21 protein-coding genes and 2 riboswitches are annotated in these 22,864 nt (G+C 38.5%); of the genes, 9 read left to right on the forward strand and 12 right to left on the reverse strand.

Features of this window, described 5'->3' with window-relative positions; genetic code table 11:
• A partial coding sequence (locus tag BMSHG_RS26195) for a sigma-70 family RNA polymerase sigma factor (protein WP_019155022.1) occupies positions 1 to 406 on the reverse strand: 406 nt, incomplete at its 3' end.
• Positions 407 to 592: 186 nt separating this feature from the next.
• Between BMSHG_RS26195 and BMSHG_RS13730 the strand changes: the two genes are divergently transcribed.
• The 6 genes from BMSHG_RS13730 (at position 593) to BMSHG_RS13755 (ending at position 5,681) form a co-directional block, all read left to right on the forward strand.
• A complete protein-coding gene (locus BMSHG_RS13730) occupies positions 593 to 1,705 on the forward strand; it encodes an ABC transporter ATP-binding protein (RefSeq protein ID WP_019155023.1) in 1,113 nt (370 codons plus the stop codon).
• Positions 1,695 to 2,498: an ABC transporter permease gene (locus tag BMSHG_RS13735; protein WP_019155024.1), complete on the forward strand. Its 804-nt coding sequence runs from the start codon at positions 1,695 to 1,697 to the stop codon at positions 2,496 to 2,498. The genes BMSHG_RS13730 and BMSHG_RS13735 overlap by 11 nt, the downstream gene beginning before the upstream one ends.
• A gap of 1 nt (position 2,499) precedes the next feature.
• Entirely contained in the window at positions 2,500 to 3,303 is an 804-nt protein-coding gene (locus BMSHG_RS13740) for an ABC transporter permease (RefSeq protein ID WP_019155025.1), read from the forward strand.
• Positions 3,300 to 4,373, forward strand: a complete 1,074-nt coding sequence (locus BMSHG_RS13745) for an ABC transporter substrate-binding protein (RefSeq protein ID WP_019155026.1) — start codon at positions 3,300 to 3,302, stop codon at positions 4,371 to 4,373. The genes BMSHG_RS13740 and BMSHG_RS13745 overlap by 4 nt, the downstream gene beginning before the upstream one ends.
• Before the next feature lie 223 nt (positions 4,374 to 4,596).
• Positions 4,597 to 4,684, forward strand: a riboswitch (cyclic di-GMP riboswitch).
• A 199-nt stretch (positions 4,685 to 4,883) separates the two neighbouring features.
• Complete coding sequence (locus BMSHG_RS13750; RefSeq protein ID WP_019155027.1) at positions 4,884 to 5,231, forward strand: hypothetical protein; 348 nt, start codon at positions 4,884 to 4,886, stop codon at positions 5,229 to 5,231.
• A gap of 96 nt (positions 5,232 to 5,327) precedes the next feature.
• Positions 5,328 to 5,681, forward strand: a complete 354-nt coding sequence (locus BMSHG_RS13755) for a DoxX family protein (RefSeq protein ID WP_019155028.1) — start codon at positions 5,328 to 5,330, stop codon at positions 5,679 to 5,681.
• Positions 5,682 to 6,026: 345 nt separating this feature from the next.
• Here BMSHG_RS13755 and BMSHG_RS13760 read toward each other — a convergent pair whose 3' ends face one another.
• From BMSHG_RS13760 to BMSHG_RS13815, 10 genes are all read right to left on the reverse strand, one after another.
• A complete protein-coding gene (locus BMSHG_RS13760; protein ID WP_019155029.1) occupies positions 6,027 to 6,560 on the reverse strand; it encodes a hypothetical protein in 534 nt (177 codons plus the stop codon).
• Positions 6,561 to 6,837: 277 nt separating this feature from the next.
• A complete protein-coding gene (locus tag BMSHG_RS13765) occupies positions 6,838 to 7,770 on the reverse strand; it encodes an SDR family NAD(P)-dependent oxidoreductase (protein ID WP_019155030.1) in 933 nt (310 codons plus the stop codon).
• A 48-nt stretch (positions 7,771 to 7,818) separates the two neighbouring features.
• Entirely contained in the window at positions 7,819 to 8,388 is a 570-nt protein-coding gene (locus BMSHG_RS13770; RefSeq protein ID WP_019155031.1) for a TetR/AcrR family transcriptional regulator, read from the reverse strand.
• A gap of 94 nt (positions 8,389 to 8,482) precedes the next feature.
• Entirely contained in the window at positions 8,483 to 9,808 is a 1,326-nt protein-coding gene (locus tag BMSHG_RS13775; RefSeq protein ID WP_019155032.1) for a hemolysin family protein, read from the reverse strand.
• Between the two features lie 108 nt (positions 9,809 to 9,916).
• Positions 9,917 to 10,699: a TerC family protein gene (locus tag BMSHG_RS13780; protein ID WP_019155033.1), complete on the reverse strand. Its 783-nt coding sequence runs from the start codon at positions 10,697 to 10,699 to the stop codon at positions 9,917 to 9,919.
• 521 nt (positions 10,700 to 11,220) lie between these two features.
• On the reverse strand, positions 11,221 to 12,363 hold the full coding sequence (locus tag BMSHG_RS13790; protein ID WP_019155035.1) for a trans-sulfuration enzyme family protein: 1,143 nt from the start codon (positions 12,361 to 12,363) through the stop codon (positions 11,221 to 11,223).
• 83 nt (positions 12,364 to 12,446) lie between these two features.
• Positions 12,447 to 13,565, reverse strand: coding sequence for a GerAB/ArcD/ProY family transporter (locus tag BMSHG_RS13795; protein ID WP_019155036.1), 1,119 nt, complete (start codon positions 13,563 to 13,565; stop codon positions 12,447 to 12,449).
• Between the two features lie 9 nt (positions 13,566 to 13,574).
• Entirely contained in the window at positions 13,575 to 14,774 is a 1,200-nt protein-coding gene (locus BMSHG_RS13800; protein WP_034658877.1) for a Ger(x)C family spore germination protein, read from the reverse strand.
• Complete coding sequence (locus BMSHG_RS13805; RefSeq protein WP_019155038.1) at positions 14,764 to 16,386, reverse strand: spore germination protein; 1,623 nt, start codon at positions 16,384 to 16,386, stop codon at positions 14,764 to 14,766. The genes BMSHG_RS13800 and BMSHG_RS13805 overlap by 11 nt, the downstream gene beginning before the upstream one ends.
• An 854-nt stretch (positions 16,387 to 17,240) precedes the next feature.
• On the reverse strand, positions 17,241 to 18,743 hold the full coding sequence (locus tag BMSHG_RS13815) for a DHA2 family efflux MFS transporter permease subunit (RefSeq protein ID WP_019155040.1): 1,503 nt from the start codon (positions 18,741 to 18,743) through the stop codon (positions 17,241 to 17,243).
• Positions 18,744 to 18,931: 188 nt separating this feature from the next.
• Here BMSHG_RS13815 and BMSHG_RS13820 point away from each other — a divergent pair, with 188 nt between their 5' ends.
• The 3 genes from BMSHG_RS13820 to BMSHG_RS13830 all read left to right on the forward strand — a co-directional run bounded on the left by BMSHG_RS13820 (position 18,932) and on the right by BMSHG_RS13830 (position 21,743).
• Positions 18,932 to 19,816, forward strand: a complete 885-nt coding sequence (locus BMSHG_RS13820; RefSeq protein ID WP_019155041.1) for a TetR/AcrR family transcriptional regulator — start codon at positions 18,932 to 18,934, stop codon at positions 19,814 to 19,816.
• 124 nt (positions 19,817 to 19,940) lie between these two features.
• Positions 19,941 to 20,013: riboswitch (glycine riboswitch) on the forward strand.
• A gap of 77 nt (positions 20,014 to 20,090) precedes the next feature.
• A complete protein-coding gene (locus BMSHG_RS13825) occupies positions 20,091 to 20,366 on the forward strand; it encodes an ACT domain-containing protein (protein ID WP_019155042.1) in 276 nt (91 codons plus the stop codon).
• Positions 20,367 to 20,381: 15 nt separating this feature from the next.
• Positions 20,382 to 21,743, forward strand: coding sequence for a PFL family protein (locus tag BMSHG_RS13830; RefSeq protein ID WP_019155043.1), 1,362 nt, complete (start codon positions 20,382 to 20,384; stop codon positions 21,741 to 21,743).
• 204 nt (positions 21,744 to 21,947) lie between these two features.
• Here the strand turns inward: BMSHG_RS13830 and BMSHG_RS13835 are convergent, their stop codons facing one another.
• Positions 21,948 to 22,799, reverse strand: a complete 852-nt coding sequence (locus BMSHG_RS13835; protein ID WP_019155044.1) for an MBL fold metallo-hydrolase — start codon at positions 22,797 to 22,799, stop codon at positions 21,948 to 21,950.
• Positions 22,800 to 22,864: the final 65 nt, after the last annotated feature.

The raw sequence follows: 22,864 nt of genomic DNA on the forward strand, positions 1-22,864 counted from the left end.
TTTTCAATCCATTTACGTACTTGAGTGTAATCAGTTCCCGCGAACGAGTATCTAAACTTTGTAACACATCCTCAACTTCAAGTGAGTCATGCGAGTCTGTCACTCCTTGTGCCATTAAATACTCCTCATTCAACACTTCTCGTTTCTTTTTCTTAAGCTGATCGTGACAATAATTGATCATTATTCGAATGAGCCATGTCTTAAAATAAGCAGGCTCCTTTATCTTTCTCATGCTTTTATAGGCACGGAAGGTCACTTCCTGGACAGCTTCAAGCGCTTCTCCTTCGTTTCTCAAATAGGAAAGTGCCGTTTTGTATAAGTCAATCTTGTGTATTTTCATAAGCTCTAAGAATGCTTCCTCATTCCCAGATATCGCTTTTTGCACAAGCTCTTCATTCGTTGCCAAATCCCTTCCCCCCTACTCTCTATCTATTAGACTGTCGAAAATCAAAAAGGTTTTAATATTTTTCTCGAAAAATATGGCATATGGTCGCATTTCATGTATAATTATTCCGAATTGGTTTCTTAACAATCACAAAATCAATCGTATCATAGGTTTCACTAATTTTTGTAAGAGGGAGGTTGCTATGTTTTGAAAAACGAAACAATTATTCAATTTCAACATGTAACAAAACAATATGATAACGATCCACCTGTCCTTAATGATGTAAGTTTTGAGATCGAGCGGGGGAAGTTCTATACACTACTTGGTCCTTCAGGTTGTGGAAAAACGACGATTTTGCGTTTAATCGCAGGATTTACGGAAGCCTCAAATGGTGAGATTTTCTTTAACGGGAAAAAGATTAACAATGTTCCTGCAAATAAAAGACAGGTCAATACCGTTTTTCAAGATTATGCTCTATTCCCTCATCTAAATGTGTACGAAAATGTCGCATTTGGATTACGGATTAAGAAAATGAATCAAATTGAAATAGATCAGAAAGTTAAGGAAGCCCTTAGCTTCGTCAACCTAAAAGGCTATGAAAATCGTGAAATTAGAGAGATGTCTGGTGGTCAAAGACAACGTGTCGCTATTGCCAGAGCGATTGTCAATGAGCCAGAGGTCATTCTATTGGACGAACCCCTTTCCGCATTAGACTTGAAGCTTCGTTACGAAATGCAATACGAGCTTCGTGAGCTTCAACAACGTCTAGGGATTACTTTTATTTTCGTCACCCATGATCAAGAAGAAGCACTTGCCATGTCAGATGAAATTTTCGTTATTAACGAAGGGAAAATTCAGCAAAGTGGGACACCAAAGGATATTTACGATGAACCAATCAATCGATTTGTAGCTGACTTTATTGGAGAGTCTAATATTTTGAAAGGCCGTATGCTTGAAGACTACCTTGTTGAATTTGTTGGAAAGCAGTTCGAATGTGTGGACCAAGGTTTGGATAAAAATGAAACGGTGGAAATTGTTATCCGTCCAGAGGATTTAGAAATTACAACACTCGAAAAAGGAAAACTACAGGTGCGTGTCGATTCACAATTATTCCGTGGTGTTCATTATGAGATCAGCTGCTATGATAGGGATGGTAATGAGTGGCTCGTCCATTCTACAAAGACAGCGAATGTGGGAGATGAGATTGGTCTTTATTTCGACCCTGAAGCTATTCACGTTATGCGTTTAGGAGAAACAGAAGAGGAATTTGACAAACGTTTAGAAGCTTATACTGATGGAGAAGAAGACCATGGAGAATAAGCTTACCCGCAATCTATACATGGTCCCTTATGCGTTGTGGATTGCTTTGTTCGTCATTGCACCGATTATTCTTGTCCTTTATTATTCCTTCTTCGATGTTGAAGGCAATCTTTCGCTTATTAACTACCAGAACTTTTTCACACCCGTGTATTTAAAAATGACCTTGAGCTCCTTTTGGTATGCCTTTTTAATTACACTCTTTTCGTTATTAGTTGCTTATCCAACTGCCTACTTGTTAACGAAAACAAAGCATAAGCACTTATGGCTCTTATTGATTATTGTTCCTTCTTGGATTAATTTACTTTTAAAGGCGTACGCATTTCTTGGGATTTTTGGTACTTACGGTATAACAAATAGCTTCTTAGAAGTGATTGGAATTGGCTCACAGCAAATTCTTTTTACCGATTTCAGCTTTATTTTTGTATCGGTCTATATTTTTATCCCTTTTATGATCTTACCGATCTTTAATGCCTTAAACGAATTAAATCCAACCTTGCTTGATGCAGCGAACGACTTAGGTGCATCAAAGTGGACGACATTCCGACGGGTGATTTTTCCATTAACACTTGATGGGGTAAAAGCTGGCTGTCAAGTTGTCTTTATTCCTGCATTATCTCTATTCATGTTAACTCGTTTAATTGCCGGAAACCGTGTCATTACACTAGGTACAGCGATTGAGCAGCATTTCCTAGTAACACAGGATTGGGGAATGGGTTCAACGATTGCCGTATTCTTGATTATTATTATGTTCCTCTTTATGACGATGACAGGAACTAGAAAGCGGGGTATATAAATTGGAAAGAAAAATATCCCCTTTAGCAAAACTATTTTTACTTCTGATCTTTTTCATTCTTTATGCACCGATTTTCTTCCTAGTGTTCTACTCCTTTAACAGCGGTGGAACAATGTATAACTTTGAAGGATTTACATTAGATTGGTATCGAGAATTATTCCAGGATACAAGACTTTTAATTATTGTTTTAAACACATTGGTAATTGCCCTTTTATCCGCTCTAATCTCGACGATTATTGGTGTATTAGGTGCACTTAGCATTTATCAAGTGAAAAAACGGAGAGCAAAAAATACGATTCTTTCATTAAATAATGTCCTAATTGTAAGCCCAGATGTGATCATCGGTGCTTCATTCCTCATTTTATTTACAATGGTCGGAATTAAGCTCGGATTTTATTCGGTGTTGCTTTCCCATATCGCCTTTAGCATCCCCATTGTCGTGTTAATGGTACTGCCAAAGCTTATGGAAATGAGCCCTACCTTAATTGATGCGGCTCGCGATTTAGGAGCAAGTAGCTTTAACGTCTTAACGAAAGTCATTTTACCGTTCATAACACCAGGAATCTTTGCTGGCTTTTTCATGGCATTAACATATTCACTCGACGATTTCGCTGTTACCTTTTTCGTAACAGGAAATGGATTCTCAACCCTTTCTGTCGAAATCTATTCTTTAGCACGTAGAGGGATCTCATTAAACATCAACGCTCTCTCCACATTGCTATTCTTGTTCACGATTCTCCTTGTTGTGATTTATTACTTTATTACACAACGTAACAAGGCTCAGGTTGGAGGGATTCGGAAATGAATAAACTAATCCGTGTCTTTATCACAGTTATTATCGCATCCTTGCTACTGTTACTTGCGATTAATCGCTTGAATTCTGCTGAGGGATTCTCCAGTGGGAATACATTAACCGTTTATAATTGGGGCGATTATATTGACGATGAACTCATTGACCGTTTTGAAGAAGAGACGGGGATCAAAATCATTTATGAAACCTTTGATTCAAATGAAGCGATGTTAACGAAAATTCAACAAGGCGGCACAACCTATGATATTGCCGTACCATCCGAATATATGATTGCCAAAATGCAAGAGGAAGACTTGTTGCTGCCTTTAAATCATTCCAAGCTTCCAAATCTTAAAAATATCGATGAACGTTTCATGGACTTACCCTTTGATCCAGACAATAAATATTCTGTTCCTTACTTTTGGGGAACAGTAGGGATCGTTTTCAATCGCGAAATGCTCGGTGATATGGAGATTACGAGCTGGAATGATCTATGGAATCCAGCCTTTGAAAACGAAATATTATTAATTGATGGGGCTCGTGAAATTATTGGGATGGGTTTAAACAGCTTGGGCTATTCCTTAAATGATACAAATATCGACCATTTAGAGGAAGCAAAAGCAAAACTTGATACGCTAACTACAAACATCAAAGCAATCGTTGGAGATGAAATCAAAATGCTTATTGCCAATGAAGAAGCATCAATTGGACTTGTTTGGTCTGGCGATGCAGCTGATATGATGTGGGAAAATGAAAGCCTCGACTACGTCGTTCCTTCAGAAGGTTCGAATCTTTGGTTTGATAATATGGTCATTCCTAAAACAGCCAAAAATATAGAGGGGGCACATGCATTCATCAATTTCATGCTTGATGCAGAGATCGCTGCCCAAAATACCGAGTGGGTTAGCTACTCTACTCCAAATAAAGAGGCGCTTCAGTATATGCCTGAAGAAATGGTTGAAGACGAACGCTTCTATCCATCACCTGAATTAACTGAAAAGCTCGAGGTCTATGAAAACCTCGGAAAGAAAAATCTAGCCCTGTATAATGATTTATTTTTGCAATTTAAAATGCACCCTAAATAACACTAATAGGTCCGAAGTGGAAAAACCACCACTTTGGACCTATTTTTTTCGATAAAAATCTCTCAGGTTTAAAAAAATATTCAAATTACCCCCAAAATCAGTCAAAAAATGTCGAAATATATATTTTTATAGGTTATAATAATCAAATAAATGATTCTATTTCACTAGGCAGATAATCATTGTTACTCACATTGACCTATTGCCTAAGAAATTGATTCCATAAAGGTTAATTTGGCAAAGCCATTGAAAAATGGGGACGCAAAGCTATAGGGGCTAAAGTATATCACATACCATGCCAGCCAGTTGCATGAAAGAAGACATAATAATTATGATCCCTCGTGTACGTATAGGATCATAACTAAAATGCCCCCTCATGCACATGTGGGATTATAATTTAGATGATCCTCATGCTTATATGAGGGATTTTTTTATGTTGAACATCATTTGCTTCCTTGATTACGGGCCGCTTTGCACATAACTTAAAATTCTAGTTAAAAAGGGGAATGTAACTTGAAAGTATTGAACCAATCGACACGATATGATTTGCTTCGTGCCCAATTTAATTTGGACTCAAAATCAATGATGAATGATGAAATGAAAAATTCTCTGAATCGAATCTTTTCTTATGTGTTTAACCACACTAAAATCATGTATATCGAATTTATTGATGAAAAAGTATGTTGTGGTTATATTAAACATCACCATTCCAAACAATTTGAAGAAGTCAGCTATATGGAGACATTAAAAGATATAAAATATTTTAATCATTTTATACAAAACATTAAATCTATCAAAAATGCACCCAATATTAAACCATCGATTATCAATTACTCCTTCTGGATGAAATTAGATAATTAACTAAAAAGCGACCTATTTTTTAGGTCGCTTTTTTAAACGATAAAATATCCCTCATGACTTGTCCTTCTCCATCATATAGTGAAGAGGAGGAGGGATATGATGAATATGATGAATCTCGTTCGCTATTCGGTCGGATATGTGTTTACCATCTCCGGTCTTATGAAGCTCGTAAACACAGAAATGAGCCACACATTTATTGAGCTTGGATTACCATTTCCGCTTTACTTTATGTATATTCTCGCTTTAACTGAGATCATTTGCGGACTACTTATTTTAGCAAATAGGCATGTTCGTACCGCTTCTATCCCATTAATACTGATTATGATTGCCGCTCTCATTCTTACCAAAATCCCATTGCTTCATCAAGGAATCCTAACCTTTGCTTTTCAAGCCCGCCTAGACGCAGTCATGCTTGCACTTCTTGCCATTCTTTATAAAAGTCATCGATAGGCTCGGGTCCAAAGCTCCTACAAAATGTAAGAAGCTTCCGGTTTCTCTCAATCTTCGTTCCAAACATCTCTCACCCTTAAGCGGAATTTTTCCTGTTATCTCCTCAATGGAGTCCATTTTAGGGAAATTAACGGAAGATTTTCCGCTTATGGAGAGCAAAATCGTTTATTTTGGCATTTTTTGAGGGAATAGCAGGAAATTTTCCTGTTATTTCGGCTCTTTTTCATAATGCTTGCTCATTAAGCGGAATTTTTCCTGTTATTTTTTCATACCGATACTCCTAGCGCTTATACGAACACTTAGCCACAAGTCGAGGGAATTCCTAGACAATCAAAAAGCAGCTGATTACGTCTTAAACAATGTAATCAGCTGCTTATCTTCAAAGCTAAGTGGGTAGGCAATTTTGTACTTACTAACATCAATTTGTGTGTCTAACGTACTATCCCTCGGCTGATTTTCTTCTGAATCCCAACAAGAATACACTTCAATCGTTTCCCCAACAACTAACTGTTCCTTCAAATAAGCAAACAATTCCTTAAAACACTTTTCATTGCATTGATATTGAATTCGATTTTGAAAATAATCCTCTCCAGTTAATTGAAAAGACCCACCCAATTCATAAATATAACGTTTATTGATCGGCAATTTTTCTTTTAAAGTTGGGTCATCTAGCTCGCTAACCGTCACAAAGGCAAAATCCACTTCCGTTTCATATACTTTAACCCACTCGTCTTCAAGGTCTGAAAGGTCTAAAATATTTCGCAAGTCATTTTTATTTTTTGGTTTTGGAATATCTCTCATCTTTTTTAACGTATATGTTTCTCCATAATTCCCTAAAGGGAGCGGTTTATCCGCCCCCACATAATGATACAAGGTCATTAATTCATCACCCATTTATCTTTTAAAAATAGAATTCGTCCAATAATGAAAAAGACAATTATACATACAACATTACTACCTATTACGAGAAGGATATGCTTATAATCAATAATACCAAATATTAATTCTTTTAGTAGACTATATACGTTTAAAATTGGAATGACAAAATTCATTCACTTCGATGCTTGTTAAAAGCATCATCGGAAGAATACTTAAACATCATGATTTTAGAACTATAAATTCCAGCAATTAAATAAGAGGCAAAAAGGAGTAGGTTCTACTCCTTTTTCATATACTCAATCGTCTGCCGCAAGCCTTCTTGATAGGACGTACGTGGAATCTCGCCAAACACTTTCTCATACTTTGAGCCATCGAGTACGACCGGTTCCTCATTTAAATAGAACATTTCCACAGCTTCTCGCATCATCGGATTAAAAAGCCCTAAAAATCGAATCATGTTTTTTGAAATCGTTGAAACTCCTTTATTATAGCCCGTTATCTCTCTTATCATTTCGATAAGTTCTTTACCACTTACCGTACCGTAAGCTGGTATATTCCAGTTTTGCCCGTAGCTCCTCTCATCAAGTGCCAAATTAACGATCGCCTTTGCCCCATCAGGTGTAAAGATAAACTCTCGCTTGATTTCTTGATTGCCAACAAAGCCAGCTCTTTTTCCTTTAACGATATTATCAATGGTATAGTGGAGCAATGTACTTTCTGCATTAGGACCATAAAAATCTGGGAAATGTGCAATGAGCGCATCTACACTCGACTGCTTTATGACGTTTTCCACATTTAAGCGAATACGTCCCTTTTTCGTATGGGGATTCTTTGGGAATTCTTCTGTTACCATTTTGCCTCCACTTCGACCGTAGGCATAAATATTATCAACCACTGCAAGCTTTGCCCCATTTTCCCTTGCAGCAATTAAAATATTTCTCATAAATAACTCTAATTTTTCTTCCCATTCCGGATATGGAATATTCGCCGATTGAAAGATGACATCCACATCATCTGCTGCTCGTTTGAGGTCTTCCACTTGAAAGATATCTCCTGTAATGATCGTCACATTCTGATCCTTTCCATACAATTTTTCTAACTTCTCTTTCGTTCGTGCAAATGCCTTAACTTGAATCCCCCTATCTAATAACTCACGTACAATTGAATATCCCATTCCCCCAGATGCCCCTAATACAAGTACTCTTTCCATGTATATTCCTCCTTTTTTTGACCATTGGTCAATAATACGTAAAAAAAATTACTGAATCGCTTTTATCAGAAAATTCGCATGTGCTTCTGCCAAATCCTTGACTTCTTCAAATCCAACGACATGTCTGCAATAATGTGTTACGAATCCATGCAATGAAAGAAAAATCGACCATACATCTTGTATTTTTACATTCTTTCCGCATAACGAATAGACACTTTTTGCGAAACTTTCATAGGTGCGATTCGGTTCCTGATTGATAAAATTTCTTACTTCTTGATCTTTTATCAGGAACATAATTTCATAATGACTTTGATAGGTTAGACCGAACTCAATATAACCAATAAATATTTGCTTCAACTTCTCATGAGGTTCTAAATCTTTCTCCATAATATTCTCTAACACTTTATTTAACATAGTAAAATGACTTTCTACTAGTGCATAAAATAGCTCTGCCTTATTTTTAAAATGATAATAAAGTGCACCGTGACTGTACCCTAATTCCTTGGCAATTTGTCGCATCGATACATGCTCATATCCTTTGTCTGCAAAAAGGTCTCTTGCTGCATTCATAATCATATCTCTTGTGAGTTCTTGTTGGACAGTCTTTCTTGGTGTCATAGTACCCTCCTTGATTTTTTATTGACTACATTTAGTTTAAAATATTTTTAACCAGTGGTCAATTAACAAAATGGAAAAAGCAGGAATTTTATACTTATTCCTGCTCTTCCTCGTTCATTTCGCTTACTTTCACCTTTATAATACGTCTTTCATTGATTTCTTCTACAACAAATCGGTAATGCTCATACTCGATGATCGGTTTCTCTTCTGGATCAGGAATATAGCCGAGTTGCCCAATAATAAATCCACTTAGTGTATCATAATCTTCGGTTGGGAAGTCCACTTTTAAAATATCTTCTACATCATCCAAATCAGTAGTTCCCATCATTATATAGTCGGTCTCATTGATTTTTTCGATTTCCTCTTGATCCAATTCCGGTTCATCATACTCATCAAAAATATTACCGACGATCTCTTCTAAAATATCCTCCATCGTCACGATTCCATCCGTACCACCATATTCATCTATCGCAATGGCCATATGAACTTTGTTTTTTTGCATATCCTTAAATAAATGGTCGATCCCCACTGATTCAAGAACATAAAAAGGCTCTCGGATGAGTTCGTTTAAATTAAAGTCGTTCTGATCGCCATTTTCAATAAATGAAAAAAGATCCTTCACATGGAGAGTCCCAACAATATGATCAATATTTTCCTCATATACAGGAATTCTCGTATATTTTTCAACATTTGCTACGTGAACAGCCTCTTGAAAACTTAAATCATTTGGGATGGCTACAATATTCGTACGATGGGTCATAATATCTGAAACCGTTTTGTTATCGAATTCAAAAATATTATTGATCATTTCCTTTTCTGTTGCCTGAATCGTTCCTCTTTCTTGACCTACATCGACCATCATACGAATTTCTTCTTCTGTGACCTCTTCACCTTCTGCATTTGGATCGACGCCGAAAAGCCGCACAATTAAATGAGTCGAAAAGGTCAGCAAGCGCACAAATGGGGAAGTAATTTTCGAAAGAATGGTCAATGGCCTTGCCGCTAAAAGAGAGATTTGTTCAGCTTTCGTAACTGCCAGTCTTTTCGGGACGAGCTCTCCTAGGACAAGTGTGAAATAAGATAAAATCAAGGTAATGATGATCGTGGCAATCACTTCAAGCAGTTGCATTTCCACTGGCAGTTGCACATATTTATCTAGAGAACGAGACATCATTCCGACAAAATTTCTCGAGGCAAAGGCGCTAGCCATTAACCCTGATAATGTGATCCCGATTTGAATCGTTGCAAGAAAATGACTTGGTTCAGATAAAAGTTTCTGAACCAATTTTGCTTTTTTATCGCCATCTTCAGCCAATTGTTTGATACGGCTATCACTTAAGGAGACTAACGCCATCTCAGAACCTGCAAAGAATGCATTTAAGACAATAAGTATAGCTAGAATTATGATTTCAACACCCAAGAAAGTCACCTACCAAAATAGCCTAAAAAATTGATACTCTTTTTATACTATACCCTGACCTTCATGGGGTTATTATGTTTCACCTATCTAGGACTCACTTTCTTCGTTTCATGCGGTCGGTGTTTCGTTTTCTACACTCTCTTTATCCTTTGATAAAAACCAACCTGCTGCAGCAATTCCAATTAAGACTGTATAGAAAATGAGCTTCCATAGTGTAGAGTGGGCAAACTCATAGGAAATGATAGCAATATCTGGATGTGATAATGTTAAGACGACGAGCTTTACTCCAACCCAGCCGACGATCGCAAACGCTGCTAATTCTAATCCAGGTCTTGCATGGAGCAGCTTCACAAACATATTTGCCGCATATCTCATGATGATGACACCGATTAGACCTCCGGCGAAAATGACGAGAAATTTCCCACCGTCCATTCCACCAATATTGGGAAGATTCGTATTTGGAAGTGTCATTGCTAATGCAACAGCCGCTAAAATGGAATCCACTGCAAAGGCAATATCTGCAAGCTCCACTTTAAAGACGGTTAACCAAAATCCAGATTTTTTCTTCGGCTTTTCTTCCACAACCTCGTCGTCAACCTTTTTCATTATCAGTTTTCGGACGATATGATTAATGGCAATAAACAGTAAGTAGACGGCTCCGAGCGCTTGAACTTGCCAAACGTCGACGAGAAATGAAATAACAAATAAAGAAACAAAGCGGAAAACAAAAGCACCTGCTAATCCATAGAATAGAGCCTTTCTTCTTTCTTCCTCCGGGAGATGCTTCACCATGATCGCTAAAACGAGTGCATTATCTGCTGCTAAAAGCCCCTCTAAGGCAATAAGTAAAAGTAATACCCATCCGTACTCCAATAAAATCGATATATCCATATTTTTCAACTTCCTCCTATTTCGTTTATGTTTTTAGTTTTACCGAATTTCAGTTAATTCACATCCCCAACACCTTCCTTGTCCTCACCAAAATAGAAAAGGCCTTTACCAATATTGGTAAAGGCCTGAAAAAAAACGAAAAGACCCTTACCCTTTTATTGGTAAAGGTCTTGCTAACTACGGAATAAAATGCCCGTTAGCCAACAAAGCCGAGAGACAAATGCCTCCGAACTGACGACTTTGCTGTTAAAGCTACTCCCCTTTAGGAGAACGATTAATTTATATTTTTACTATACCCGAATTGCTAATGATCCGTCAATTATTTTTAGCAAAATGGTAAAATTGGAGCATTAAACCATTTTTAGCCTTTAGCGATATAGGTGATACTATTCTCTAAAGGAGGGATAAGTATGACAAACGATTCAAAAGGGCGAACGAAAAATAAAAACGTAGCCAATTTCAGTAGCTCCACATTAAGACGGCTTGCCCTTTCCCGATTGGGACGACCAAAGAAAAACTCTCTACTTTAGTGCTTTTTCAAGCGCTTCTGTGAAAACCTGTATGATATCATCTGGATGCTCAATTCCAACTGATATTCTTACCACTTCCATCGTAATTCCTAGCTCATCACATACTTCTTTCGGAAGAGCTCGGTGGGAGGTCGTTAATGGATGTGAAACCGTTGTCTCAACTCCTGCAAGAGTAGGGGCAATTTTCACCCATGATAATGATTTAAAAAAGGCACTTGTATCGACTTGAGTTCCTAGTTTGATCGTGACCATGGCTCCATAGCCTGTATGAGACTCAGCGAATGGATAATAAACTTTTTCGATATTAGGATTCCTGTTGAGAGCTTCAGCTAATTGTTGCGCATTTTGCGATTGACATTTCATGCGTAGAGCCAATGTCTTTAGTCCCCGACTTGTTAACCATGCTTCAAATGGACTCACATTTGCACCAAGATTGACTACCTTTGCTCGAGCTTTTGCAATTAACTCGTCTCTCCCCACTAACACACCAGCTGTCACATCACTGTGGCCCCCAATGTATTTCGTTGCACTATGTACGACTAAATCAACTCCAAGTTCATATGGGTTACAATGAAAAGGAGTCGCAAAAGTATTATCAATAAGGGTTAATAAATGATGTTTTTTCGCTAATTGCACTACTCCATGTAAATCTTCTACCCTTAGGAGCGGATTGGTAATCGACTCTGTATAAAGCATTTTCGTATTTTCTTGAATTGATTTTTCAACCTCAGCTAGATCAGTGAAAGACACAAAAGTTGTCTCAATCCCTAAATTATGAAGTTCTTCTTTCAACAGATGAAAGCTTCCACCATATAAATCTTCTGCGGCAATGATATGCTCGCCACTTTTTACAACGGCTAGTACCCCTGCCAAAATCGCTGATAACCCTGAGGAGGTCGCAATCCCTGCTGGCGCACCTTCAATGGCAGCTACGGCCGCACCTAGTTCATCTGGATTAGGATTCCCAGTTCGAGAATATAAGTAATTCCCTTCACCTTGATAATAACCTTCAAGCTCTTCTAAATCCTTAAATACAAAGGCAGAAGTTTGATAAATAGGAGTCACTTTACTTTTTATTGACTTCTCATTCACTTTAACTGGATGCAATAATACGGTTTCAAACTTCTTTTCCAACTACATTCACCTTCTCCCAAAAATTCCACCATTACAAATTGATCATTAGATCAAACTTGTCGGAATTGCAAGTGAATAATTTTTCATGCCTTTGTATTTTCACTAACCTCTATATCCTTGACTTTCTTTTTAAATATTTTCCGTAAAAGTAAGATGAGTATCGGGAGACTAATCGTAATGCCCAGTGCAACCCAAATCCAATACGTTTCTAATAATTCAATTGCCCGTGCATGATCAAATACAAACCAATAACCGAAACCTCCTAGCATGAGAGCTGTCGGAATAATAACTGGTCGATAATCCTTTAATCCTAGCAGTCTTTGAAGCGCAATAGATGAACATAGAAGCGTAATCATAATTTGAGTAATGGAAGATAAAGCAAAAAAGGCGATCATAATCATTTCATAGCGATGGAAGAATACCCCGATTTGCGCACTTCGAGCCATTTGCATACAAGAAACAAAATATTGGGCAGCTACTTCAGCCGTTAACACCCCTGCTTCAAGAATCGGCCAAATGAGAACAAATAGACCTCCATAAATAATTCCTGCCATCCCCGATCTTGTCCATGTTTTATCATTCTTAACATAAGGGAGAAGCATTGTGGCCATCATTGTCGCTAACGCCCAATCTGCATCATAATGTCTGCTTGCCCACAGTGTGTTGAAAAAGCCTGATTGAAACGTTGGCAACAGCTCTCGGACATCAAAATCCTGAACAGAACCTAAAATGATTAAAATATTCAAGCATAGTACTGAAAAAACCCCGAGTAAGGCCATTCTACTTATAACCTCGAGACCAAAAAATATGCCATACACACCGATAAAAAGGGCTGCCAATACAATAACAAGCAGTGGAGATTCTGGCAAAAAGAAATCCTTAATATGATACACAAAAGTAGCTAGTATCCCACCAAAGGCAAAAAGAAAAAATATCAGCACCAATGCGGCAACCAGCTTCGAAAACCATTTTCCAACCAGTTTCTCACTATGCTGGATGATGTCCTTATCAGGCATTTTTTTGATCAAATAGATAACTATGGTCATCACTAATAGACCTTGAAGAACGGCGAAAATCGTGGCAATCCACATATCACTCCCTACTTCTCTCGCCATAGAACCTTGTGTAAGTCCGATCGCCTTTGCATATACGAGATTAATAATGATCGCCATAAACATTCCATTTGTAATTTGAACCTTCATTTGTAACTCCTAATGTTTTTTTGTTGGTTTAAAAAGTAGGGCTCCATCTGTAATCTCCGCTTCTACGTGAACCGTTATTTTTGCCTCTTGTAGTTCCTGTTCCCAATTGCTTCTGATTTCCTTCCATTCGATTGGGTACCGATTATTAAAAACTTTGCCAAGCTCCAGAATATCTGACTTATACTCATTCTGAACCTTATCAACGACTTTAATGATCTGCTCCTTAAGGTAGCTTGATAATTCTTCTTCTAACTGTTCTACTGATTTATCATCATCCATGGAAAATTCACAGCCCGCTTCAACAAGACTTCCGTACGCTTGTAAGTTGACCTCAAATTCCGCATGCTTATTTTTATATTTAGGAATGACATCTACATTTTGTTTCCGTAATTCAATACTTACTTTTTTCGTCTCATCCTTTGGACATTTAAGCGAGACAACACCAGACTCAGGATTCTCAATAAAATATAATAATCCTCGCGCCTCTTCATCCCCCAATATCCCGACTAATTTATCCCCTTTAAATACACCAGCACCAGACAATTCCACCTGTTCAAGCGCTCCTTCTTCACCAGGTTTTTTATTTGAAATTCCTCTATTGATGAGTTTTAATCTTGCTAAAACAGGTTCAGAGCTTTCACTCAAATAAGCAGCCTGTAAATCCAAAATCTCAGTCCTAGGCGAACGAGCTGCAATGGAGCTATACCAAAATAAACGATCAATCGCCGAACCTGGTACGACTTCTAGTCCAGTTAAAGTCGAGACAACCTCACTTGCCTTTTCAGGCGTGACAGTCACCCAAGTTCTCATTCGAAGTTCAGGATTCCTTGTGAAGAAGTCAATAATATCTCGTATTCCTTCCTTTGCTAGATCCTCATTTATAACAATGACATGATTATGAGCCCAGAAAACCCGCCTCGAAGAAAAAGTAGATAGATTTCGAATTGCTTCGAAAATCGTCTCCCCTTCTGCACTCGCTGACCAAATAGGCTCTCCTGTATTTCCTGCTGGAGCACCTGTTTGTCCAATTGCATCAGCAGGACGAACGACTTGTGCTGTAATTTTGATGTTCCCTTCCTTTTCTCCCTTATCCAACCCCACTGCCATAACAAGCGCCAACTCATTAAGTTCTCTTTTCCCCATACCTGTGCAACCAGTTAACAGAATCGAGCATATCATGAATATCGATAACGCCAGCCTACTCTTCATCCTGATCATGCCTCCGTGACTTGCTGGCTTTTCTCCTAATTTTCACAAGTCCATTTCCAAAAGTTTGACGACTTTCCTTGGATTTAGATTCCTTCTTATTCGGTTTTGGAAGTTGATCCTCTGCAAGACGATTTTCCTTACCTTCTGCCAGATCTGGTTGTTCATCCATGGTCCACAATGGTGCCCGGAAAATAAAGTCCTTTTGGTCTGATGGCTTAAACGGTGTTGCTGGAGCCAAATAGGATTCCCCGAATGAACGAAGTGACATCGCATGAATGGCAAGGAATGCAAAAGCAGTCGCAAATCCTAATAACCCCATTGTTCCTGAAGCAATGAGAAGGACGAAACGAATTAATCGAATCGAAAATGATGCCGCATAATTTGGAATCGCAAACGATGATATTCCTGTTAAGGCTACAATAATGACCATAAAAGGTGACACTACCCCTGCCTGCACTGCAGCTTGTCCAATTACGAGTGACCCAACAATACTAACTGCTTGCCCGACAGGTTTAGGCATCCTCACCCCTGCTTCACGCATCAGCTCAAAGGCTATTTCCATAATCAATGCCTCAATCAAGACAGGAAAAGGATTGACATCCCTCCCTGATGCAATCGTGAGTGCCAATGAAGTAGGAATCATTTCCTGATGAAAGCTCACCAGCATCACGTACATGGAAGGCAGGGTTAAACTAATAATAAAAGCAACATAACGGATGACGCGATTAAAGCTACCTGCCAAAAATCTAGAATAATAATCATCACTTGCTTGCATAAATTGCCAAAAATAGGTTGGAACAACCAATACAAATGGCGTGTTATCAACAAAAATGGCTACTCTTCCTTCAAGCAATGAAGAGGCTACCTTATCCGGCCTTTCAGTACTTTGTACTGTAGTAAAAGGAGAAAATGGAGCATCTTCAATTAATTCTTCAATATAACTACTTTCTAGGATGGCATCGATTTTTATCCTGCTGATTCTTTTTTTAACCTCTTCAACAAGCCCCTCTTTCACCGTTTCTTGAAGATAAGCGATATTAATATCTGTTTTTGACTTTTTCCCGACTGTCATAGCCTCGAACATCAAGTTCGGATCGCGAATTCTTCTTCGTACAAGTGCTGTATTCGTTCGTATTGATTCTGTGAAACCATCTCTTGGCCCTCTTACGACCTGCTCCACCTGGGGCTCCTCAACGGAACGTGATGCCCATTCTCTTGATGAGACTAGTAAACAAGCATCTGAACCATCAATGAAGAATACCGTATCTCCTGCAAGAATCGCATCGATCATCGGATCAATCAAATCGGTAACCTTGATCGACTTATTTATAAGAACAGAAGACTTGATTGCATCAACAATTGAAACGGAGCCTGGTTCGTCTAAAATAAGTTCCGCTTTATACATAAGGGATTTAATGACTGCATTAATCTCGTTACTATTCACAAGTCCATCGAGGAAAAAGCAGACTGCTCTAATTTTCTTGTTATCTTGAAATTCAAATTCGCGCTTTGTCAAATCAACACTTTTTCCAAAACGCTCTTCCACAATCGCAATATTTTCATCTATTAAACGTGAAATGTTCGTTTTATTTTTCCCATGAAGTTTTGGCATGTGATGAACTCCTTCTACTCACTACTACTTTTCTCTCCGTTCTTTTTAGTTCTTATGCATGAGTTGAATCATATTCTTTTAGAATGGTTAGGATAGATAGAAAATAATCCAGGAGTTACCTAGTATGGATCTATATCACACTTTTATTTATGAAAAAATATTCAATGCACCTTGGTTCATTCTGTCATTTGTTTTTATAGTCATTATCCTAAATTTCTTGGGTCCTGTTATCGTGTGGTTTATCATGAACAGTAAACCGATGCCGATACTACGACATTTTAAAAAGAAAAAAGTTAACACAAAAGAAGGTGGGTGAATTTTTAAGTGACATGTTTTAGAGTCTCGTGAAGGGAGCATATGACTTGATTCGTAATTCCAGTAGATTGTCTTTTACCTGCCTTCAAGGGGGCTTTGGAGAAAACTTAACAGGAAGTTTTCCTGCTATCATCTGGGCGGGGGAGCTCCAATGAGACATTAACAGGAAGTTTTCCTGCTATTTGCCTTATGGGGCGTGTTTCTGGGCAAATAAGGGAAGTTTTTCCGCTTATGAAGTGAAAAAGCGCTGATTTATGAAAGATTCGGGTCAATAGGCGGAATTTCTTCCGTTATTTCTGCCAGTTGGAATAAGAGTTCGATCATAACAGGAATTTTTCCTGTTACCATCTGGGCGAGACGGAGAGAGCTCCAATCGAATATAAATTAACAGGGATTTAAAGCGGCTCAGAGGAATAACCAGATAGTCGTCCCGCCTCGCTCCCCACCTCTAGCTGAAATTAATAAGAGCAGGTTCATCATTTTCCCCAAATAAAAAAAGGCACGGATACACCGTAGCCTTTTTTTAGATAGAGTACTCTTTAATTCCCAACAAGCTTTGATTTCACTTGTGGTTTTGCAGTTTCTTGTTGCGGATCTTCTGATTCTTTTGAGCGTTTGATAAAGAATGCTAGGATAAAGGCAAATATCGTAATGATGGAAGCTACGAAGAATGCATCGTTAATCCCTTCTAACATCGCTTGTGCTTCAATTTGTAATTTCATCGCCTCTGTTGGCTGAGTCGTTAATGATTTTCCTATTTCCATTGCATGTGTTTCTGTACGGGTAGACATAACTGTAACTAAAAGCGCTGTACCAATCGCACCGGAAACTTGGTTAAGCGTATTGTTCATAGCTGTACCATGTGGGTAGAAACGTTTTGGTAACTGATTTAAGCCGTTTGTAGAAACAGGCATCATGACCATTGACATTCCAAGCATACGAATCGCATGTAAGATCATTAAATGAGTATAACTAATTTCAAAAGTCAGTCTGCTAAATAAGAATGTTGTTACGATCATAATGCTTAATCCAATAATCGCTAACACTCTACCACCAAATTTATCAAAAAGTCTTCCTGTAATTGGCGACATAAGAGCCATCGCTAAAGCACCTGGAAGCATTAATAATCCAGCATCCATAGGCGAAATGCCTCGTAGTGTTTGCACATAAATCGGAATAAGAAGCATTCCTGAGAACATTGCCATGTTGACAATCATGGTAATAGATGAAGATAGAGCAAACATCGGATATTTAAAAACATGGAAATTAAGCATTGGTCGCTCTAAGTTAGCTTGACGCAGAATAAACCAAACTAATGTTACAACCCCTACTGCAATCGCACCATACACATGGATACTATCCCAGCCCTTGTTTCCAGCCGAACTAAATCCATATAAGATTCCACCAAATCCTAAGCTTGATAAAATTAGTGAGAATAAATCCAAGTGAATATTCACTTTTTCCTTCTTATCCTTCAATAAGATAAAGCCTAAAATAAAGACAGCCGCCGCAATTGGTGTGATGAAATGGAAAAGCATTCTCCAGTCATAATGTTCAATAATCCAACCTGATAATGTTGGTCCAATTGCAGGAGCAGCCATAAGGATTAGACCAAACATGCCCATCGCTGCCCCTCTTTTTTCAATTGGGAAACTAATTAACATGACATTCATCAGCAATGGCATCATCACTGCTGAACCAGATGCTTGAAGCATCCGCCCCGCTAATAGCACCGGAAAAACATGTGCCATTCCAGCTACAATTGTACCAATGGTAAATAAACCCATTGCGACCAAAAATAGTCTGCGTACACTGTATTTTTCAATTAAAAAAGCAGTTGCCGGTATTAACACACCATTTACAAGCATAAAGCCTGTTGTCAACCACTGTACAGTCGATGTTTCAATTTTTAATTCCACCATGATAGACGGTAATGCGATATTTAATAATGTATTATTTAAGAATGCAATAAAAGCACCGATCATCAATATCGCTATAATTCCATACGGTGGACGACTAGATTTCCCAATCGTGTTATCCATAATATTTCCCCCTTAGACGTATAGTACATTATATTATACTCGGATTTCACATAAGACATATCATATACCAGCAGTTCAAAAAAATCAATTGAAAATATCCAGTGTTTTTACCACATTGAGGAATTAATAAAAATCATGTACTATCAAATTAGACGATCGGTACAATCTCTCTATTAAAGGTGATGAACATGAAAGACAGAAAACAACATGTAATTAAAATGGCTCATCAATTATTTATCGATAAAGGCTTTCAAGCTACCTCTATTCAAGACATTCTTGATTATAGCGGGATTGCGAAAGGAACCTTTTATAACTATTTTTCATCTAAAAACGAATTATTAATCGCTCTTTTTACTACCCTATACAAACAAATGGAAAAAGAACGAAATGAGTTGTTAATCGGACAAGATCCTTCCGATATAGAAATATTTATTAAACAAATGGAACTGCAGCTCGAGATGAATCGTTCCAATAACTTAACCACCCTTTTTGAAGAGGTATTTGTTTCTAATGATGAAGAGCTCAAACAATTTCTAAAAATTGGTTCCTTTAAAAGCTTACGCTGGGTGTATGAACGCTTTGTCGCAATCTTCGGAGAGGATAAGAAGCCTTATTTATTAGATTGCGCCAGCATGTTTATGGGAATATTGAATCAAACACTAAAAAACTATTCGATAGCCGTGAAACCACCGCATGCCATTAGTCGTGTCGTACGCTACAGTGTCAATCGAATCGCAAAAACGGTGGAAGAGGTGTCCCAATCTGGCGAACAGCTTCTTGAGCCTGAACTTTTAGATACTTGGAGTCCGAACGGAAAGAAAAATAATAAAGCTTTCCAACAAGCCATGCATCGGACCATTCTTAGCTTAAAAAAACCGTTTACTCAAAGCACAGATTTTCAGAAGCAAATCGAATTACTCGATTTTATTTATGATGAACTAATTAACATGATGGAACCTCGCACCTATTTAATTGAAAGTGTCATGGATACATTAAAGAAAGAACCTCTGCTTGAAGAAGCAAGTAGTCTGCAGAAGCTTGAACAGCTAATTGAAGATTATAAAAATATGTGAACAAATGAACTTTTTCATTGATTTCAATTCAATACACTGCTATATTTGAAAAATAATTTCATATTGAATCAATTTTTAAAATGGATTCACTTTAGCGATGAATGTTATGGGTAACACTATAACAGGAGCAGCTTCTGGAGAGACCCTTGCGGCGCCGAAGGATTCACAATCTCAGGCAAAAGGACAGAAGAGTAACAGTTGTTATTCTTACGTCTAATGGAGATTGGGAAACCCAGTCTCCTTTTTTTATACTATTTTTTTCGAGGTGATTTTGTTGGAACAAAAAAGAGCAATTGTCAGTGTAGTTGGGAAGGACCAAGTTGGGATTATCGCAAAAGTAACGACGATCCTAGCAGAAGAAACAATTAATATCCTTGATATTAGTCAAACGATTTTACAAGATTTTTTCACGATGATGATGATTGTCGACGTAACGAATTATGAAGATCTAGAGGCATTACAACAGAAGCTTTCAAAATTAGGAGAAGCTCTCGGATTAACGATTAATGTCCAACTTGAAGATATTTTTCAAGCGATGCACCGTGTGTAAGAGAGGAGAAAACAAATGAAATTTGCAGTTAATGAAATGATGGAAACGATCAGAATGGTCCAAATGGAAAATCTCGATATTCGTACCGTAACGATGGGGATTAGCTTACGAGATTGTGCCGATTCTGATTTTGAGAAAATGCAGCAAAAGGTGTATGACAAAATCACCCATTATGCAAAAGATTTAAAGACTACTGCTGAAAAAGTGGAGCGGGAATTTGGGATCCCCATCATTAATAAACGAATCTCTATTACCCCAATTGCCGAAATTCTTGGACAGGCAACTACCCAACAAGCGGTCGAGTTAGCGAAAACGCTAGACAAGGCGGCGATCACCCTCGGTGTTGATTTCATCGGTGGCTATTCTGCTCTTATACATAAGGGAATTTCCGTTGGCGAGCAAACCTTGCTTGATGCTCTACCGGTGGCTTTGAGTGTTACGGAGAGAGTGTGTGCTTCCGTCTCTGTTGGAACGACTCGTGCTGGAATTAACATGGATGCCGTTCGCAGGATGGGCGAAATCATTAAGGAAGCGGCTGAAAAAAGTAAGGAGCAACATGGTCTTGCCTGTGCCAAGCTTGTCGTCTTCTGCAATCCTGTTGAGGATAATCCTTTTATGGCTGGTGCCTTTCATGGTGCTGGTGAAGGAGAGGTTGTTCTGAATGTAGGTGTTAGTGGGCCTGGTGTTGTGTTGAGTGCATTGAAGCGCTATCCTGACGCTGACCTTGGTGAAGTCAGTGACATTATCAAGAAGACCGCCTTTAAAATTACTCGTGCAGGTGAATTGATTGGGCGTGTCGTGGCCGAGAGACTGAGCGTTCCGTTCGGAATTATGGATCTGTCCCTTGCACCAACAAATGCGATGAATGATAGCGTCGCAGAAATTCTTGAAGAAATCGGCTTGGAACGTGTTGGAACACACGGTACGATTGCCGCTCTAGCCTTAATGAACGATGCTGTAAAAAAAGGTGGAGCAATGGCCAGTTCCTATGTTGGTGGACTGAGTGGAGCGTTTATTCCTGTTAGTGAAGACAATGGCATGATTCGCGGTATTCTTGATGATGCCTTATCGTTATCCAAGCTTGAGGCAATGACTTGTGTCTGCTCTGTTGGACTTGATATGATCGCAATAACAGGAGAAGCTTCTGCAGCTACCCTATCTGGAATTATTGCCGATGAAGCGGCGATCGGCATGATTAACAAAAAGACGACAGCCGTCCGTATTATTCCTGTTCCTGGTATGCATGAAGGAGACATGGTCGAGTTCGGTGGATTATTAGGGAGAGCTCCTGTCATGGGCGTTAACCCATACAGTTCTGAAAAAATGATTAAGCGTGGTGGAAGAATTCCTGCTCCATTGCAGTCTTTGATAAATTAGTTGGTTTGGTGGCGGACTTTGTCCGCCATTTTTAGAGTGTTTGAAGCGTTTCGCCGATATAATGAGATTTTCGCCGATATATCTCAATTTTCGCCGATATATCTTCATAAACGCCGATATATTCTGATTTTCGCCGATATATGAAAATAATCGCCGATATCTCCATAGCTACCTACTTATACGAAGCATTTTCACAAAGAAAATCTAGTGAATTTCTCCATCCACATACTTTCCATGCTCTGGCACAGCTATTTGATCAAATTCTCGCACTAATTTCGAAAGATTTTCAGTTAAAAGTTCTCCAGACATCGGTAGTCCATGTCCTGTTACAGCAAGTGCTGGATTTAATCCATGCAAACGAATCACCGATTCCTTCGCTGCTTTCCAGTCATTCGTAAAATATCTTGGTGGTCCACTTATTTCTTGTTCTTGCGTAATTACCTTATATAAGTATTCCTGCTTCACAGTGACAAATGCATCTCCGACAATTAACGACCGATCAGACTCTCGGAAAAACGATACATGCCCCGGAGTATGTCCCGGTGTATGTATCCATTTAAATCCTGGCATAAATGGAACTGTTCCATCATCAGGTAGCGGTTGCACACGCTTACCTAAATGGACTGGTTCATTCGGAAAGAACTTCGACATCTTCGCTACCATTCCACCTTCAACTGTTGGATCTGGTTCAGGGTAACTAATTTCCCCTGATAAAAATGGCAATTCTAGTTTATGTGCATAAACGGGGACATTCCAATGCTCAATCAATTCAATAATGCCACCGACATGATCAAAGTGACCATGGGTTAACAAGATGGCTTTTGGGCGACTTCCCATTCCGAAGCGCTTCTCCATTACTGAAATGATCTCCTCTGACGATCCTGGCATCCCTGCATCTACTAAAACAAATGCTTCAGCAGTACCGACTAGCACGATGTTCACAATTTGAATCGTATGTGAATACAAATCAGGTAATACTTCAATTCCAATTCCGCTTCCGATCGAAGTGACGGGAATAAATGTATAATCACTCCCGTAATTCATTTCTTTGTCCACTAAAATACCTCCTAATATGTCTCAAACTAGCATTATTTTCCCCCGCCAATCAAAAAAAGATGCCC

The sequence above is a fragment of the Robertmurraya massiliosenegalensis JC6 genome, from assembly GCF_000311725.1.
GTDB classification, from domain to species: domain Bacteria; phylum Bacillota; class Bacilli; order Bacillales; family Cytobacillaceae; genus Robertmurraya; species Robertmurraya massiliosenegalensis.